22 protein-coding genes are annotated in these 15,305 nt (G+C 69.6%); 7 read left to right on the top strand and 15 right to left on the bottom strand.

The features are described from left to right. Positions 1-120 precede the first annotated feature (120 nt). The 3 genes from NFC98_RS01780 to NFC98_RS01790 form a co-directional block, all read right to left on the bottom strand. Positions 121-1,650 (bottom strand): IS66 family transposase, encoded by a 1,530-nt coding sequence (locus NFC98_RS01780; protein WP_254275407.1) that lies wholly within the window; start codon positions 1,648-1,650, stop codon positions 121-123. 80 nt (positions 1,651-1,730) lie between these two features. Next, entirely contained in the window at positions 1,731-2,066 is a 336-nt protein-coding gene (tnpB, locus tag NFC98_RS01785) for an IS66 family insertion sequence element accessory protein TnpB (protein ID WP_254275406.1), read from the bottom strand. Further along, the gene (locus NFC98_RS01790; RefSeq protein ID WP_254275405.1) at positions 2,063-2,431 is read right to left on the bottom strand and encodes a transposase; all 369 of its coding nucleotides are present in this window, start codon (positions 2,429-2,431) and stop codon (positions 2,063-2,065) included. Before NFC98_RS01790 ends, tnpB begins: the two co-directional genes overlap by 4 nt. A gap of 226 nt (positions 2,432-2,657) precedes the next feature. On the opposite strand from NFC98_RS01790, the gene NFC98_RS01795 reads away from it, so the two are divergent. Further along, complete coding sequence (locus NFC98_RS01795; RefSeq protein WP_343065328.1) at positions 2,658-2,855, top strand: hypothetical protein; 198 nt, start codon at positions 2,658-2,660, stop codon at positions 2,853-2,855. A 91-nt stretch (positions 2,856-2,946) separates the two neighbouring features. Here NFC98_RS01795 and NFC98_RS01800 read toward each other — a convergent pair whose 3' ends face one another. Next, positions 2,947-3,762 carry a Tim44 domain-containing protein gene (locus NFC98_RS01800; protein WP_254277759.1) on the bottom strand — a complete coding sequence of 272 codons (816 nt, stop codon included), beginning with the start codon at positions 3,760-3,762 and terminating at the stop codon, positions 2,947-2,949. 119 nt (positions 3,763-3,881) lie between these two features. On the opposite strand from NFC98_RS01800, the gene NFC98_RS01805 reads away from it, so the two are divergent. Further along, complete coding sequence (locus NFC98_RS01805) at positions 3,882-4,457, top strand: isochorismatase family protein (RefSeq protein ID WP_254276488.1); 576 nt, start codon at positions 3,882-3,884, stop codon at positions 4,455-4,457. Positions 4,458-4,463: 6 nt separating this feature from the next. On the opposite strand, the gene yaaA is transcribed toward NFC98_RS01805, so the two are convergent. Next, positions 4,464-5,243 carry a peroxide stress protein YaaA gene (gene yaaA, locus NFC98_RS01810; protein ID WP_254276489.1) on the bottom strand — a complete coding sequence of 260 codons (780 nt, stop codon included), beginning with the start codon at positions 5,241-5,243 and terminating at the stop codon, positions 4,464-4,466. 96 nt (positions 5,244-5,339) lie between these two features. Then, positions 5,340-6,371 carry an NADP(H)-dependent aldo-keto reductase gene (locus NFC98_RS01815; protein WP_254276490.1) on the bottom strand — a complete coding sequence of 344 codons (1,032 nt, stop codon included), beginning with the start codon at positions 6,369-6,371 and terminating at the stop codon, positions 5,340-5,342. Between the two features lie 230 nt (positions 6,372-6,601). Between NFC98_RS01815 and NFC98_RS01820 the strand changes: the two genes are divergently transcribed. Together NFC98_RS01820 and NFC98_RS01825 are read left to right on the top strand one after the other, a co-directional pair. After that, positions 6,602-7,117, top strand: coding sequence for a tetratricopeptide repeat protein (locus NFC98_RS01820; RefSeq protein WP_254276491.1), 516 nt, complete (start codon positions 6,602-6,604; stop codon positions 7,115-7,117). A 68-nt stretch (positions 7,118-7,185) separates the two neighbouring features. Further along, positions 7,186-7,686: a hypothetical protein gene (locus tag NFC98_RS01825; RefSeq protein ID WP_183333200.1), complete on the top strand. Its 501-nt coding sequence runs from the start codon at positions 7,186-7,188 to the stop codon at positions 7,684-7,686. A gap of 33 nt (positions 7,687-7,719) precedes the next feature. On the opposite strand, the gene NFC98_RS01830 is transcribed toward NFC98_RS01825, so the two are convergent. The 7 genes from NFC98_RS01830 to NFC98_RS01855 form a co-directional block, all read right to left on the bottom strand. Beyond that, on the bottom strand, positions 7,720-8,274 hold the full coding sequence (locus tag NFC98_RS01830; protein ID WP_254276492.1) for a TIGR00730 family Rossman fold protein: 555 nt from the start codon (positions 8,272-8,274) through the stop codon (positions 7,720-7,722). A gap of 140 nt (positions 8,275-8,414) precedes the next feature. Continuing rightward, a complete protein-coding gene (locus NFC98_RS17960) occupies positions 8,415-8,537 on the bottom strand; it encodes a hypothetical protein (protein ID WP_281379297.1) in 123 nt (40 codons plus the stop codon). A 45-nt stretch (positions 8,538-8,582) separates the two neighbouring features. After that, positions 8,583-9,104: a DUF501 domain-containing protein gene (locus NFC98_RS01835; protein ID WP_254276493.1), complete on the bottom strand. Its 522-nt coding sequence runs from the start codon at positions 9,102-9,104 to the stop codon at positions 8,583-8,585. Continuing rightward, positions 9,076-9,402, bottom strand: coding sequence for a hypothetical protein (locus NFC98_RS01840; RefSeq protein WP_254276494.1), 327 nt, complete (start codon positions 9,400-9,402; stop codon positions 9,076-9,078). Before NFC98_RS01840 ends, NFC98_RS01835 begins: the two co-directional genes overlap by 29 nt. Before the next feature lie 82 nt (positions 9,403-9,484). Next, positions 9,485-9,955 carry a Cys-tRNA(Pro) deacylase gene (ybaK, locus tag NFC98_RS01845; RefSeq protein ID WP_254276495.1) on the bottom strand — a complete coding sequence of 157 codons (471 nt, stop codon included), beginning with the start codon at positions 9,953-9,955 and terminating at the stop codon, positions 9,485-9,487. Beyond that, entirely contained in the window at positions 9,952-10,359 is a 408-nt protein-coding gene (locus NFC98_RS01850; RefSeq protein WP_254276496.1) for a thioesterase family protein, read from the bottom strand. The genes ybaK and NFC98_RS01850 overlap by 4 nt, the downstream gene beginning before the upstream one ends. A 71-nt stretch (positions 10,360-10,430) precedes the next feature. Then, positions 10,431-11,243, bottom strand: a complete 813-nt coding sequence (locus NFC98_RS01855) for a hypothetical protein (RefSeq protein WP_254276497.1) — start codon at positions 11,241-11,243, stop codon at positions 10,431-10,433. Positions 11,244-11,292: 49 nt separating this feature from the next. On the opposite strand from NFC98_RS01855, the gene NFC98_RS01860 reads away from it, so the two are divergent. Further along, positions 11,293-11,631 carry a hypothetical protein gene (locus tag NFC98_RS01860; RefSeq protein WP_254276498.1) on the top strand — a complete coding sequence of 113 codons (339 nt, stop codon included), beginning with the start codon at positions 11,293-11,295 and terminating at the stop codon, positions 11,629-11,631. Positions 11,632-11,643: 12 nt separating this feature from the next. Here the strand turns inward: NFC98_RS01860 and NFC98_RS01865 are convergent, their stop codons facing one another. Continuing rightward, positions 11,644-12,078 carry a hypothetical protein gene (locus NFC98_RS01865; RefSeq protein WP_254277760.1) on the bottom strand — a complete coding sequence of 145 codons (435 nt, stop codon included), beginning with the start codon at positions 12,076-12,078 and terminating at the stop codon, positions 11,644-11,646. 54 nt (positions 12,079-12,132) lie between these two features. On the opposite strand from NFC98_RS01865, the gene NFC98_RS01870 reads away from it, so the two are divergent. Next, positions 12,133-13,308 (top strand): MalY/PatB family protein, encoded by a 1,176-nt coding sequence (locus NFC98_RS01870; protein ID WP_254276499.1) that lies wholly within the window; start codon positions 12,133-12,135, stop codon positions 13,306-13,308. A 75-nt stretch (positions 13,309-13,383) separates the two neighbouring features. Here the strand turns inward: NFC98_RS01870 and NFC98_RS01875 are convergent, their stop codons facing one another. Then, positions 13,384-14,319, bottom strand: coding sequence for a tetratricopeptide repeat protein (locus NFC98_RS01875; RefSeq protein ID WP_254276500.1), 936 nt, complete (start codon positions 14,317-14,319; stop codon positions 13,384-13,386). An 81-nt stretch (positions 14,320-14,400) separates the two neighbouring features. On the opposite strand from NFC98_RS01875, the gene NFC98_RS01880 reads away from it, so the two are divergent. After that, positions 14,401-15,183, top strand: coding sequence for a DUF3750 domain-containing protein (locus tag NFC98_RS01880; protein ID WP_254276501.1), 783 nt, complete (start codon positions 14,401-14,403; stop codon positions 15,181-15,183). The last annotated feature ends 122 nt before the right edge of the window (positions 15,184-15,305 follow it).

Below are 15,305 nucleotides of genomic sequence, written 5' to 3' on the forward strand. Positions count from 1 at the left end.
CGGCCCCCGGAGCCCGGCGCGATCATCGTCAGGCACCTATTAGAAAAGCCCCGTGTTCGAAAGAGCACGGGGCTTTTTGCGTTGCGGGGTAAGCGACCGGGCATCACCGCCGGCGCATGATCAGGCGGATTGTTGCCAGTGATGGGGCAGGAGCTCGTGGAGCTGGCTGGCCTTCTGAGTCGGCAGCCGTTCCAGCACGTCCTTCAGGTAGGCGTAGGGCTCATGGCCATTCAGCTTGGCACACTGGATCAGGCTCATGATGGTGGCGGCACGCTGGCCACTGCGCAGTGATCCAGCGAACAGCCAGTTGGAACGTCCGAGCGCCCAGGGGCGAATCAGGTTCTCGACTTGGTTGTTGTCGATCGGCAACCCGCCGTCGTCGAGGTAGCGCGTCAGCGCCGCCCAACGCTTCAGGCTGTAGTCCAGCGCCTTGGCGGTGGCTGTACCGTTCGGCACTTTCTCTCTGTGAGCCAACATCCAGCGGTGCAGCGCGTCGGCGATGGGCTTTGCTCGTGTCTCCCGCAGCCGTTGGCGCTCTTCAGCGCTCAGTGACTGGGCCTCGCGCTCTACTTGGTAGAGCTGACCGATCAGCTCGATGGCCTGACCGGCGATCTGGCTCTTGTCAGCCACGTGCAGATCGACGAACTTGCGCCGGGCGTGGGCCATGCAGCCGATTTCGGTGACGCCGTTGGCAAAACTCTGCTTGTAGCCACTGTAGTCGTCGCACACCAGCTTGCCCCGCCAGTCGCCGAGGAAGTCGCGGGCATGCTGGCCGCCGCGCCCTTCGCTGAAGTCGTAGACCACCGCCTTCAATCCGGCGTAGGGCGTGGTGGCATAGGCCCAGAGGTAGGCGCGGTGGGTTCTCTTCTTGCCCGGGGCCAACATCGGTACCGGCGTCTCGTCGGCATGCAGCACGGGTTCACTGAGTAGCAGGTCACGCAAGGCATCGATCAGCGGCTGGAGCCGCACGCCGCAGATGCCGACCCATTCAGCCAGGGTGGAGCGCGGAAGCGCCACGCCGGCGCGGGCGAAGATCTGTGCCTGACGATAGAGCGGCAGGTGATCGGCATATTTGGCGATCAGCACCTGGGCCAGCAGGCCGGCGGTGGGGATGCCCTTGTCGATGATCTGCGCCGGCATCGGCGCCTGGGTCAGCGTCTCGCACTGGTCGCAGACCCACTTGCCACGGATATGCCGCTCGACGTGGAACACGCCCGGCGTGTAGTCGAGCTTCTCGCTGATCTCTTCGCCGATCCGCCGCAGCTGGCAGCCGCAGGCGCAATGTTCGCTCTTCGGGTCATGGTGGATCTCGGTGCGCGGCAGTTCGGGGGGCAAGGGAGCGCGCTTGGGGGCCTTCTTGGTCGCCGGCGGCGTGGAGGCGAGCTTCAGGTCTTCCAGCTCGGTCTCGATGGCAGCGATGTCGGCATCCACCACCTCCTCCAGCAGGCTGATCTGCAGGACGTTGAGCTGCTCGCTGCGCTTGCCGAAGGCGTGGCGCTTGAGCAATGCCAGTTCATAGGTCAGCTTCTGGTTGACCTGCTCGCTGTGCCGGAGCGCCTTATCTTTTTCTTCCACCTGCGACATCAGCGTTGCCGCCAGGTGGCGGAGCTGATCGGGAGAGAGCTGAGACAGATCGGGCGACGTGGTCATCCGACAAGTATGCCAGCCCGACGCTGACAGCGGGATTAGCGCATCCGCGAATAGCCGGGCCGCCACGTCTGTGCCGCGGATCACACGATGGAGATCACTCCGCCGGCGCCGAGACGCTGCCAGGGCAGGCCTTGAACCAGCGCCGTCACCTGCTCGGGGCAGAGCGCGACGCGATCGCCATGCCAGTTACCGGCCCAGTGGAACTTGCCCTGGTTCAAGCGCCGGGCACATAGCCAGACACCCAGGCCGTCGTGCACCAGCACCTTCATACGGTTGCCGCGACGGTTGGCAAAGAGATAGGCACAGTGCGGACGTGCCGCGCCGAACACCTTGACCACTCGGGCCAGCGCGGTATCCGGGCCGGCACGCATGTCCAGCGGCTCGGTGGCCAGCCAGATCTCGTCGATACGGATCATGCGAGAAGCTCTCGGATCAGAGATCGGCAGGCGTCGGCCTCCGAGGCAGGCCACTCGATGACCAGCGGGCCGTTGGGGTGCGGGATCGTGAGGAGAATATGGTCCGCCACCTGATTCTGGCGAGCGACCGGTAATGAGGTGCTGGACATGGGCACCGGCACAAACGCGGGTGCTTCTGGCGCGGCAGTCCGCTGACGGGCGGTGCGGATCCACTTGTGGACCAGGTTGGCATTAAGGCTGTGCTCCAGGGCAACCCCGGCCACGGAGGCGCCGGGCTGCTGGCAGGCCTCGACGATTCTGGCCTTGAACGCGGCGGTGAAACGACGACGCTTCCGAGGGGCTTCCAGCACGCTTAAGTCAGTCATGGTAGGTGTCCACTTATTAATAGGTGGGCACCTAATGTCGCTGGCCAGAGGGTTCCGCGGAAGGCGTGTTCACCGGCCCGTTACGTTGCGGGCGCCGCCATCGGCGTGTAGCGATGTCGTTACATGGTGTTGCAGCCGGTAGTGGAGCCGGTCGGGTGTCTGGACTACGTTGGAGACGGATACTGCCTTGCAGGATCCTCGGATACCGAGTTCTCAGGAGGAGACGATGATGAAGACCGATATGCTCAAGAGGTTGGGCCTGGCGCTGCTGATCGCCATGCTCGCGGGTGGCCTGGTGGCCTGCCAGGACGACCCCGGCCCGGCGGAGGAGGCCGGCCAGGAGATCGATGAGGCCATGGAGGATGCCGGGGAGGGCGTCGAGGAGATGGGGGAGTCCATCCAGGACGCTGCCGAAGGCAACTGATGGCGGGCAAGGCATGACACGCAGAAGGCCGGGCATTCACCCGGCCTTCTGCGTGTCTGGACAGCCGGCGGGACCCTGCCCGCCGAATCGTTCAGCCGTTCTGCTCGATGCCCCGTACGTACCAGGGAGCATCGTCTCGCAGTTCGCGGACCAGGTGCCAGGTCTCGTTGAACTCGTTGTGCTCGCCGTTCTCATCGAGGATGCCGTGGAAGATCACCGTGGCCTCGGCCTGCTGCCCCAGTTCCTGGACCATGCCCAGCTCGGCGAAGAGCCGCACCACCTCGGTGCGGTTGTTGGCCGGATGCCGGGCACGTTCCTCGCGCAGCAGGTTGTAGAGCTCCGGGGTGACGTACTCCTGGATGCCGGCGAAGTCGTTGTTGTCCCAGGCGCGCTGCAGGGTCATGAAATGCTCCTTGGCACCGCCCAGGAAGCGCTCCCGGTCGAACCATTCCGGCTCGCCGGCGAAGGCGCCGCCCACGCCCATGGGCGGGGTATCGGCCTGGAAGGCCTGGGGGTTGGAGCCCGCCATGGTATCACCGCTGCCCGCGCCGGCCATGGCGGGACGACGGCGGGCCAGCAGGCGGAACAGCAGGAAGCCGATGGCGGCGACGATCAGGATGTCCATCAGGCGAAGCTCATCGAAGGCGCCGCCGAAGAACAGTGCCGCCAGCAGGCCGCCGGCGAGCAGGCCGCCCAGCATGCCGGGCATGCGCGAACCGGCCGCCGCCCCCTGCTGCTGGCCCTGCCGGGCAGGGGCGGCCTGGTTGGGTGCTGCTGCGGGGCGATCCGCCGAGCGGGAAAAGCTGCCGACATTGCCGCCGCCGCCCATGCGGCGGGCCTCGGCGAGTTCCAGGGCGGGGCCGAGCGTGAACAGCCCGACGACCAGCATGGCGAGAAGGTGACGCATCAGGGGTGCCTCCAGGGTCTGGGTGACTTCCGGTTGGATGGGGAAGGGGTCGAGTCGGTTCATTCTACCGGCTATGCTGGGGGCTCACGACAATAACCGTAGCGACATGGAGTCTGCCGATGCGCCTGACACGTGAAGAGAGCCTGATGTTGATCGTCGACCTCCAGGCGGGGCTGCTGCCGGTGATCGAGCACGGCGACCAGGCGGTCACCGAGGCGGCCTGGCTGGGGGGGCTGGCCGAGTCGATCGAGGTGCCGGTGTGGGTCACCGAGCAGTATCCGGAGGGTCTGGGCGGCAGCGAGCCGCGGCTGCTTGAGGCGCTGCCGGGGCATCGGCGCTGGCAGAAGCTCACCTTCGACGCCTGCGGCAACCCGGCGTTCGTGGCGGCCCTGGCGGAGAGCGGCCGGCGCCAGGTGGTGCTGTGTGGCACCGAGGCGCATATCTGCGTCATGCAGACGGGGCTCGGGCTGCTGGCGGCGGGCTACGAGGTCTACTGGCTCACCGAGGCCTGTGCCAGCCGCCGGGCCGGCGAGGCACGACTGGCCCGGGAGCGCATGGTCCAGGCCGGCGCCGTGCCGGTGAGCGCCGACATGGTGGCCTACGAGTGGCTGCATCGCTGCGACGACGAGCGCTTCAAGCAGGCCCACCGCCGCTTCCTCAAGGGCCGCTCGGCGCGGCCGCTGGTGTTTGTCTAGGGAGCGTCAGGCGGCGCCTTCCGGGCGGGTGAAGACCAGAGTGTCGCCCTCGCTCATGGCGGCGTTGTAGGTGTAGCCGGCGACGTTGAAGCCCTTGAGGCCTTCCGGGTCGTCCAGGTGCTCGCGGATCATCCAGGCGGCCATCAGCCCCCGCGCCTTCTTGGCATAGAAGCTGATGATCTTGAGCTTGCCGTTCTTCTCGTCCTTGAACACCGGGGTGATCACCCGTGCCTCCAGCGCCTTCGCATCGACCGCCTTGAAGTACTCGTTGGAGGCCAGGTTGACGAGCACGCGACTGCCGCTGGCGGCTACCGCGCGATCGAGCTCGACGGTCAGGGTCTCCCGCCAGAAGGCATAGAGGTCGCGGCCGGCGGGGTTCTCCAGCCGGGTGCCCATCTCCAGGCGGTAGGGCTGGATCAGGTCCAGGGGGCGCAGCAGGCCGTAGAGGCCCGACAGGATCCGCAGGTGCTCCTGGGCGAAGGCGTTGTCCTCGTCGCTGAAGCTTCCGGCCTCGAGCCCGACGTAGACGTCACCCTGGAAGGCCTGGGCGGCGGGTTTGGCATTCTCCGGGGTGAAGGGGGGCTGCCATTCGCCGAAGCGCGCGGCGTTGAGCCCGGCCAGCTTGTCGCTGATGCCCATGAGGTCGCTGAGCTGCTGGGGCGAGTAGTCCCGCAGGATCTCGATCAGCTCCCGGCTGCGGTCGAGATGGTCGGGCTGGGAGTGCATGGCCGTGGTGGCCGGCGTCTCGAAGTCCAGCGTCTTGGCGGGGGAGATCACGCTCAGCATGTGGCGCTCCTGGTCCTGGTGAGAGTGCCACGAGTATACCAAGCGAGCCGCCGGCGGTGGGCTATCGCGGTGATAGCCCACCGGTCCACGAGGGCGTCAGGGGCAGGGGTTGGGCAGTCGGGCGTGGACCGCCTCGATGGCCTCGAGGACGCCCTGGTCGAGCTTGAGGGATTCGCTGGCCAGGTTGTCCTCCAGCTGGTCCATGGTGGTGGCGCCGATGATGTTGCTGGTCAGGAAGCTTCGCGAGTTGACGAAGGCCAGCGCCATCTGGGCCGGATCCAGTCCGGCGTCGCGGGCGATCTGCACGTAGTCGCGAGTTGCCTGCTCGGCCAGCGGTGAGGTGTAGCGCTGGAAGCGCTCGAAGAGGGTCAGCCGGGCCCCCTCCGGACGCGCCCCGTCCAGGTACTTGCCGGAGAGCACGCCGAAGCCCAGCGGTGAGTAGGCCAGCAGGCCGACGGCCTCGCGGTGGGCGATCTCGGCCAGTCCCACCTCGAAGCTGCGGTTCAGCAGGTTGTAGGGGTTCTGCACGGAGGCTACGCGGGGCAGGCCCAGGGTCTCGGCCAGGTGCAGGGCGCGCATCACCCCCCAGGGGGTGTCGTTGGAGAGGCCGATGGCGCGCACCTTGCCGGCATCCACCAGTTCCTTGAGTGCCGACAGCGTCTCCTCCAGCGGGGTGGCGTCCTCCTCCTCGTCATGCACATAGCCGAGTCGACCGAAGAAGTTGGTCTTCCGGTCGGGCCAGTGCAGCTGGTAGAGGTCCACGTAGTCGGTCTGCAGCCGGGCAAGGCTGTCGTCGAGGGCACGGTGCAGGTGGTCGCGGGTGAGGCGCGGGCCGCCGCGGATGTGCTCGAGGCCTGGGCCGGCCGCCTTGGTGGCCAGTATCACGTCGTCCCGGGCGCCGCGGCGCTTGAGCCAGCTGCCGATATAGGCCTCGGTCCGGCCCTGGGTCTCGGCCCGGGGGGGGACGGGGTACATCTCGGCGGTATCGATGAAGTTGATGCCGAAGGCCACGGCGCGGTCGAGCTGTTCGTGGGCCTCGGCCTCGCTGTTCTGCTCGCCGAAGGTCATGGTGCCCAGGCAGAGTCGGCTGACCTCGATGCCGGTGTTCCCAAGCGGTCGCGTCTGCATCCGTCTTTCCCCTTGCAAGGATCTCGTGGTCTGGAAACGGCATGGTAGCGGCAGCTCGACCAAGGCAGCAAATGACAGGGGTTGAGTCACCGCAAGGGCGGGCGTATGCTGGCCGCCCGTTCGCCCCGGGAGCGCTCTCGGGGCCAGTCGATCAGGCAGTCAGGAGACGCCGAGCACAGGGTGGTGCGCGCCGTCATCTTCTCGCTTCTCACAGGATCCGGTTGTTGGCCATGTCGCAGGCATCATCACTGTTCACCCGGCTCGAGTACCGTCTGGCGGAGCAGCTGTTCCATACCCGCTGGCTTCCGCGTTCGCCGCGCACCCAGCGGCTGACCATGCACCTCTTCCAGCGCTGTGCCGATGCCGGCCATCCGGCGGCGCTCTCGCTGTACGGGCACATGCTCTTCCATCGCGGCATGAGCCCCCAGGACAAGGCGCGCGGCGCCCGCTACGTGCTCGAGGCGGCCCATGCAGGCGATGCCCGTGCCCAGTACCAGGCCGGACAGATCCACGAGCACGGCTGTGCCCTCTATCCGCGTCGCGATGACCACGCCGTGACCTGGTATGCCCGGGCCGGCGAGGCCGGTCACCCCCTGGCCGCCGCCCGCCTCGCGCGCGCCTATCGCGAAGGCCAGCTGGGCCTGCCGGTGGACGCCGAGCGCGCCGGCCACTGGCAGCGCCTCGCCGATCGCGCGGCCGGCCTGGGGGATGCGCTGGACAGCGGCGAAGCCGAGACGCGACACTAGGACCTCGATCGGCCGGGCACACCGGCCAACCGTGTCGATCCGCCCCGAGCCTCGAGGACCCGCCCACCGTGACGCTACCGACACTGCTCGATATCGAGGCGTCCGGATTCGGGCGCGGCAGCTACCCCATCGAGGTCGGCCTGGCCCGTCCCGACGGCAGCAGCTGTGCCTTCCTGATCCATCCCCTGGACGAGTGGACCCACTGGGACCCCAAGGCGGAGCTGCTGCACGGCATCTCCCGTGCGCGGCTGCATCGCGAGGGCCATCCCGTGCGTCAGGTGGCTCGCTGGCTCAACGACGAACTGGGGGAGATCGGCATCGCCTACAGCGACAGCTGGGGGTACGACAATACCTGGCTGTCGCTGCTCTTTCACCATGCCGGCATGCTGCCCGCCTTCCGCCTGGAGGCCCTGCGCAAGCTGCTCAGCGAGGGGCAGCTGGCGCTGTGGAAGTCCACCAAGGAGGCGCTGATCGAGGAGCTGGGCATCCATCGGCACCGTGCGGGCGAGGATGCCCGCCTGCTGCAGCTCACCTACCAGCGGACCCGCGAGCTGGCCGGAGACGCCTGACCCTCGCGCCCCCTGTCGGACGCTCCCCCGGCCTCAGCCGAACGCGGCGAGGCGCCCCTCCAGGATATCCAGCAGTTCGGCCGGCTCCGTGGCGTCGAACAGCTCGGCGCGGGTGCGGGCGTTGAGGAAACCGTGCTCGACCGTGCTATCCAGGAAGGCCAGCAGCGGCGCATAGAAGCCGGCCGTATCGAGCACGCCGATGGGCTTGTCGTGCAGGCCCAGGTAGTGCCAGGTCCAGGCCTCGAAGAACTCCTCGAGGGTGCCGATGCCGCCGGGCAGCACGATGAAGGCGTCGGCGTGGGCGGCCATGCTGGCCTTGCGCTCGTGCATGTTGCGCACGCGGATCAGCTCGCTGAGCCCATGGTGGGCCTGCTCGCGCTCCACCAGGTGGTCGGGCATCACGCCGACCACCTCGCCACCCTCGACCATGGCCGCGTCCGCCAGGGCACCCATCAGGCCGATGCGGGCCCCGCCATAGACCAGGGTGTGGCCGCGCCGGGCCAGTTCGCGGCCGAGCCGGCGCGCGGCCTCGAGGAATTGCGGGTCACGGCCGTCCCGTGAGCCCAGATAGACGCAGAATCTCGACATGCTCTTCTCCTTGGCGGGGGCGCTTTCGCCTCCTGGCAGGGCCTATGCTGGCGCCGCGGGGCCGACGCCGCAAGCCCGTCCCATGCCCGGAACGACGAAGGGCGCCGAATGGCGCCCTTCGCGGTCGGGGGTGTCGCGGCTCAGCGCATGCCCTCAGCATCACGCTTCATGGCCTGGCTCAGCAGCTTGAGGCCGACGCCGGTGATCACGAACATGCTGGCGATCAGGACGAGGCTGGCAACGACATGGGTATCGACGTACATCAGGGGCTCCTTGTTGGGGCTTGGGGTCAGGGAAAGGGTGCAGGCTCAGGGGAGGCAGGCCGCCACGTCGTATTCGGCGTCCATCCACTGGCCGATGACGTTGTGGCCACACAGGTGGTGGGCGTACTGGGTATGCAGGCAGCGCACCTGGTCCCAGTTCGCGATGCCGCCGATGCCGCGCTCCCGGAGCACGCCATCATAGCCGAGCCGGATTACCTCAGCCTTTTGTGCCTCGCTCATGACGCGCCAGCGCGCCTCGACGTAGTCGCGATGGCTGGCGTGGTAGGCGGCAAGAAACTCGGGGTCCTCCTGCAGGCGCGCCTCGAGCCGCTTGATCACCCCGGCGGCCTCGATGTGGGAGATCTCCACCTTGAGCCGCTCCGAACTGAGCCAGTAGAGGGTCGGGAAGGGCTTGCCATCGACGATGGGCGCCATGCGCAGCACCAGCGGGGTGCCCTCGCCGTCGGTGGCCGCCACGGCCTCGATGCCGCGCGGCGCGCGGCCAAGCTGCTCGGCGATGATTGCCAGCTGGCGCTCGTCAGGGGTCTGATCGGTGTGGATCACCATCGTCGGGGTCCCGTAGAAACTTGTTGGACTGGCCGACGGCCAGGAAGAAGGCGCGGTTGAGCTGCTCGGGGGTGGGCGCGTAGCGCCACTCCCGCTCGCAGTACTCGCCGGCCCGGGCCATCAGCACGTCATAGAGGCGATTGAACGGCGCATCATAATCGTAGGGGTCGGCGCCGAACAAGCGGATGTGCGGGTAGTCCGCGAAGCGCTCCACGAAGTAGCGGGTCAGGTCCGCCTCCACCGCGCGGTGGCGGGCGACATTGTTGGGGTCCAGCCAGAGGTCGTAGCGGATAGCCATGACCACCTCCTGTCAGTCATCGGTTGCCGGCCGGGCCGGCCATGTCGTTGGGACAGCGGGCGGAGCCGTTCGGCTCGCTCGGTCAGGCCCGGGCGATCGGGGCCAGGCGGGCCCCGGTGAGGTGCAGCAGGTCACCGGGCGCGAGCCGAATCTCCAGGCCGCGGCGCCCACCGCTGACATGGATCGCCGACAGGGCCTCGGCGCTGGCGTCGAGGAAGGCGGGCAGGCGGCGCTTCTGGCCCAGCGGACTGATGCCGCCGACCACGTAGCCGGTAGCGCGCTCGGCCTCCTCGGCCTTGGCCATCCGTGCCTTGCGGGCCCCGGCGGCGCGGGCCAGGGCCTTGAGATCGAGCTGGCCCGAGACCGGCACGATGGCCACCGCCAGGCGGCCGTCGTCGAGCCGGGCGATCAGCGTCTTGAAGACCTCGTCGGGCGAGAGCCCCAGGGCGCTGGCGGCCTCCTCGCCATAGGCCGGACTGCGCGAATCGTGGGCGTACTCGGCCAGGGTGAAGTCGACCCCGGCCTTCTCGAGCGCTCTGACGGCAGGGGTCATGCGTCGGCCGGCTCCTCCTGCAGGTGGGCCTCCAGCGCCTCGCGAAGCTCGCCCTCGATGGGGATGGCACGCTTGGCCTCGTGGTCGAAGTGCACCATCACGGTGTGGCCCAGGTTGGTGAGCTTGCCGGCCTGGCGGGCCTCCTGGCTGACCGTGAAGGAGCTGTTGCCCAGGCGCGAGACGTAGGTGCGGATCTCGATCTCCTCGCCATACTGGAGCTCGGCGCGGTAGTCGACCTCCATGCGGGCCATGATCAGGCGCCACTTGCGCGGGTCCAGGTCGGGGGTGAACAGGCGGAACAGGTCGTTGCGGGCCAGCTCGAACCAGGCAGGCAGCCGGGTGTTGTTGACGTGGCCCAGGGCATCGGTGTCGTAGAAGGCGGGTTCGACTTTGCGAACGAACATCGGCGGATTCCTTGTGGTTGTCGTGTCAGGGATACAGCCTTGCCCCGAGCAAGCGCTTGGTCAAGCCCCGGTTAGGCGGCGACGACGCTGCGTGTCCTGCGCCACGCCTGCAGGCGGGTCCAGGCCAGCAGCCAGACGGTGGCCACCGCGAAGCCGGCCAGGGTGCCCAGGGCCAGCCCCAGACGGTCGTAGGTGAGCGAGACACACAGCGCATACCAGAGCAGGGCGCCGAGCCCGGCGGGATAGTGCTTGATCACCGTGGCCACCGGTCCCGGGCCGTGGGCCAGGTGCAGGATCACCAGCATGGGGTACATGCTGATCGGGAAGGCCGACATCACGCCGGCCCAGGCCGCCGGGAGCACGTGGGCCAGGCCGGTGATGGCGAAGATGATCGCCGCCGCCAGCAGCGCCCGCAGCATCAGGGCCGGCCAGGTGACCGTGCCCCGCGCCGTCACCCGCACGTCGGGCACTCGCCGGTAGAGGCGCAGGAAGGCGGCGATGGCCACCAGGGTGGTCAGGGTGCCGGTGACCCGGGTGAACTCGACCTGGGTCAGCGCCAGGCCGGTGGCCAGGAAGGCCGCCACCCCCCCGGCGGTGCCGGCGAGCACGCCGCGGAAGCCCTCGCGGCTCCCGCACAGCAGGTAGCCGCCGCCCATCGCCAGGGTGGCGGTGAAGCCGGCGAGGGTATGCACGGCGCTCTCGGCGGCGAAGGCGGGGGAGAGCTCGAGGCCGATGAAGAACAGGGCGATGGCGGTGCCCAGGGGGTAACCGGCGAGCAGGCCGGCGATACGCGGGCTGACGCGCACGGCGATGGCGCCGAGGCCCAGCACCATGCCGATCGACACGGCGAGCTTGGCCAGCTGCCAGCTCAGGGGAACTTCCATCTCGTTTTCCTTATCCTGTCAGGGAGGCATCCAGATCCCCGGAGAGTGCATGGCCGGCCACGAGCTGTCACCGCCGCCGCGACCCGATACCTGTGAACTGTGCGGTCGTGCGGCACCGTTGACCCGCCACCACCTGATTCCGCGCTCGTTGCACGGCAAGGCGCGCTACCGGCGGCGCTTCGACCGGGTCGAGCGGCTGACCGCCATCCTCTGGCTCTGTCACCCCTGCCACCGGCATATCCACGCGGTGCTCGGCGAACGGGAGCTGGCCGACCATTATCGCAGCCGCGAGGCACTGATGGGGCACCCCGAGGTTCGCACCTTCGTCGAATGGTTGGCCACCAAGCCTGCCGGCTTCAAGCCCAAGCGGCCGCCGCGGCGGCGCTGAGGTCGGCGGGAGCTAGATCAGCCGCAGCCCCTGGCGGTCCACCCAGGCCGCCTTGAGGGGCGCCGCCAGGGGCGCTCGCAGATGCTCGGGGAGGGCCGCCTCGGCACTGGCGTGGTCGGGAAAGTCGCGGTTGCGCAGCCAGCAGTAGGCCCAGGCGCAGGCCTCGTCCTCGCCCTGCGGCAACGGCCGCGCCGGCATCTGCACCAGCAGGAAGGTGGCGGTGCGGGCCGCCCACAGCGGGATGGCGTCGCCGGCCTCGGGCCCGCTCCAGGCGGCCAGGGTCGCGGCATCGGGAGTGGCCTCCGGCTGGCCGAGCTTTGCCACCCGGGCCGTCTCGGCCAGGATCAGCGCCAGGCGCGCCTCGTCGCCCTGGCCGAGTCGTCGCCACTGGCCGATCAGGGCGGGCAGTCCGCGGCGTACCTTGGCATAGAAGCCGTCTTGGGGCATGGTCTGGTTCATCTGATGGTTGTCCCGTTTCGCTGTGCTGATGAGGGAGGGCGCATGGAGTTCGATTTTGCCACGCCGGTGGAGCGCCGCCACCCGGCCGGGGGGGAGTGGCCCTCCCAGAAGTGGCATCGCCACGGCGAGGAGGTCCTGCCGCTGTGGGTCGCCGACATGGACTTCCTCTCGCCGCCGGCGGTGATCGAGGCCCTGCACGCTCGGGTCGAGCACGGCGTCTTCGGCTACGGCCTGGTGCCCGACTCGCTGCGCCAGACCCTCTGCGCGTGGAGCGCCGAGCATTACGGCTGGGCCATCGAGCCGGCCTGGCAGCACTGGCTGCCGGGCGTGGTGCCGGCCCTGCACCTGGCCAGCCTGGCACTGACCGAGCCGGGGGACGGCGTGCTGACGGTCACGCCCATCTATCCGCCCTTCCTCCGGGTGGCCGAGCGCACCGGCCGGCTGCCCCAGCAGGCGGCGATGCGAGAGCCCGAGGCGCCTGGCGAGCCGTGGCGGCTCGACCTGGAGGCCCTGGAAGCGGCGATCACGCCTCGCACGCGGCTGCTGCTCTGGTGCCAGCCCCATAATCCCACCGGGCGGGTGTGGACCCGCGACGAGCTGGCCGGCCTGGCCGAGCTGGCGGTACGCCACGACCTGCGGGTGGTCTCCGACGAGCTGCACTGCGACCTGCTGCTGGACGCCGGGGAGCGGCATGTGCCGCTGGCGGCGGCCTTTCCCGAGCTGGCCGAGCGCACCCTGACGCTCTGGGCGCCGTCGAAGACCTTCAACCTGGCCGGCCTGACCACCGCCTGCGCGGTGATCCCCGATGCGGGGCTCCGGCGCCGCTTCACCGCGGTGGCCAGGGGATTGCAGCCGGATGGCAACGTGCTGGGGCTGGTGGCGGCCGAGGCGGCCTACGCCCGCGGCGAGCCCTGGCGGCAGGTGCTGCTCGAGGTGCTGCGGGACCACCGCCGCACCCTGATCGAACGGGTGGCGCGCTGGCCAGGGGTCGCCATGAGCCCTCCCGAGTCCACCTACCTCGCCTGGCTCGACCTGCGTCGGGCGGCGAGCCTGGCGGGCGGCGATTCGCCCTGCAAGGCGCTGCTCGAGCGGGCGGGGGTGGCGCTCTCCGACGGTGCCGACTTCGGCCGGCCGGGCTTCGCGCGGCTCAACTTCGGTACCACGGCCACCCAGCTCGACGCGGCGCTGGCGCGGCTGGATCGCGTGCTGGCGGGCTGAACGGCGCAGGGGCCGCCGGCGGGCGGCCCTTTCCGAAGTGCCGGCGGATGCCCCGGGCGATCCGCCGCTGACCGCTCAGTAGAGCAGGGCGAACAGCTTGCGGCGGTAGGCGACGGTCAGCGGATGGTCCGCCCCCAGGGCGTCGAAGACCCGCAGCAGGGTCTTGCGTGCGGCATCGTCATTCCAGGCGCGGTCCTGCTTCATCAGGGCCAGCAGGCCCTCCAGGCCCGCCTCGTAGTCGCCGTCGGCGACCCGGCGCAGGGCGCGCTGGTAGCGGGCCTCGCTGTCGTCCCGGCCCTCCAGGGCGGCGATGGCCTCGGCGGAAGGGGCCTCCTCGCCGAACTCGATGCTGGCGCGCACGCCCCGGGCCGGGGCGGCGTCTCGCTCCTCCGGCGGCAGGTTGTCGAGCAGGGCGCGGGCATCCTCCCCCTGGCCCAGGGCAACCAGGCTGCGGGCCAGCTCCACCTGGTAGGGATAGTGCTGGGGGTGCTGCTGCACCAGCTGTTCGTAGAGGCTGCGCGCGCTGGCGGCGTCGCCAGCCGCCAGCGCCTCGGCGGCTTGCTCCTCGGGGCTGGCCGGGGCGTCCTCCGGGGCCGGGAAGTAGCGCCCGAGCCATTCGCGAATCTGCTTCTCGGGCAGGGCGCCCTGGAAGTGGTCGACCAGCCCGCCCTGGCTCACCAGCTTGACGTCGGGCACCGAGCGGACCCCCAGCTGGGCGGCGATCTCCTGATTCTCGTCGATGTTGAGCTTGGCGAGGATGAAGGCCCCGCGATACTCCCGGGCCAGCTTCTCGAGCACCGGCATCAGGTTCTTGCAGGGTTCGCACCAGGGAGCCCAGCAGTCGAGCAGCACCGGCACCTGCATGGAGAGCTCGAGCACCTGCTGGATATTGCCCTGGTCGACGTCGATGATCACCTCGGCCTCCTGGCCGGCGGGTGCCGTGGCGGTCGAGTCGCCGGCAGGGGGATCGGTGGCGAGCGGCTCGCCGGTACGCGGGTCGACGATGGACATGGTGTGGGGTCCCGGGTCAGAGTGAATTCCCTCACAAGATGCGGGTGGTCAGGCGGCGATTCAAGGGGAGGCGCACCGGCGATGAGACGAATCCTTCGGCTGCTGGCCGGGATGGTCGTGACACTGGCCCTGCTGCTGGCCGGGCCGCTGTGGATGCTGGCCACCGAGGCCGAGGGGGAGGGGCGGCACTGGGCCTCGGCCAGCCGCGAGCCGGCGGGGCTGGCGCCTGCGCCGGAGGCGGCGCCCGGCGCGGTGGTGCAGCTCTACGCCGCGCGCACCTGGGGCTGGCGGGGTGCCTTCGGGGTGCATACCTGGATCGCCACCCGGGAGGCGGGCGCCGAGGCCTGGCGGATGCACCACGTGCTCAGCTGGCGCCGTCCCGCCCTGGTGTCCGAGGCGACCCGGGTGCCGGATCGCGCCTGGTACGGCAACCCGCCGGCCCTGCTGGCCGATTACCGGGGCGAGGCGGCCGAGCGGCTGATTCCCGAGATCGAAGCCGCGGTGGCCGCCTATCCGGCCCCGGCGGCCTATCGGGCCTGGCCCGGCCCCAACAGCAACACCTTCACCGCCTGGGTGGTGCGCGAGGTCGAGGGGCTCGATGCGGTGCTGCCGGTCACCGCGGTGGGCAAGGACTACCTGTTCGAGGGCCTGCTGGCCGCGGCGCCTGGCGGGCGGGGCCTGACGGTATCGGCCGGCGGCGTGCTGGGCCTGACACTGGGCCGGGACGAGGGCCTCGAGGTCAACCTGCTGGGGCTGTCGCTGGGCCTCGACCTGCGCCGCCCGGCACTCAAGCTGCCCGGCGTCGGCCGGCTGGGCATGGCCCCCACCATCAAGGGGGGAGGGGGCAGCAGCGGGGACCGCTGAGTCTGAATCGAGAGGGATCCGGTGACCTTCCCGGGGTTGTGAGAAGAGCCGAGCCCGAAGAGCTACCGGAGGGGGGCGCATCAATCGTAGGCATGAAAAAGGCCAGCCCCTTTCGGTGCTGG

Origin of the sequence: Halomonas sp. 3H, assembly GCF_024206005.1 — a bacterium.
GTDB lineage: Bacteria > Pseudomonadota > Gammaproteobacteria > Pseudomonadales > Halomonadaceae > Halomonas > Halomonas campaniensis.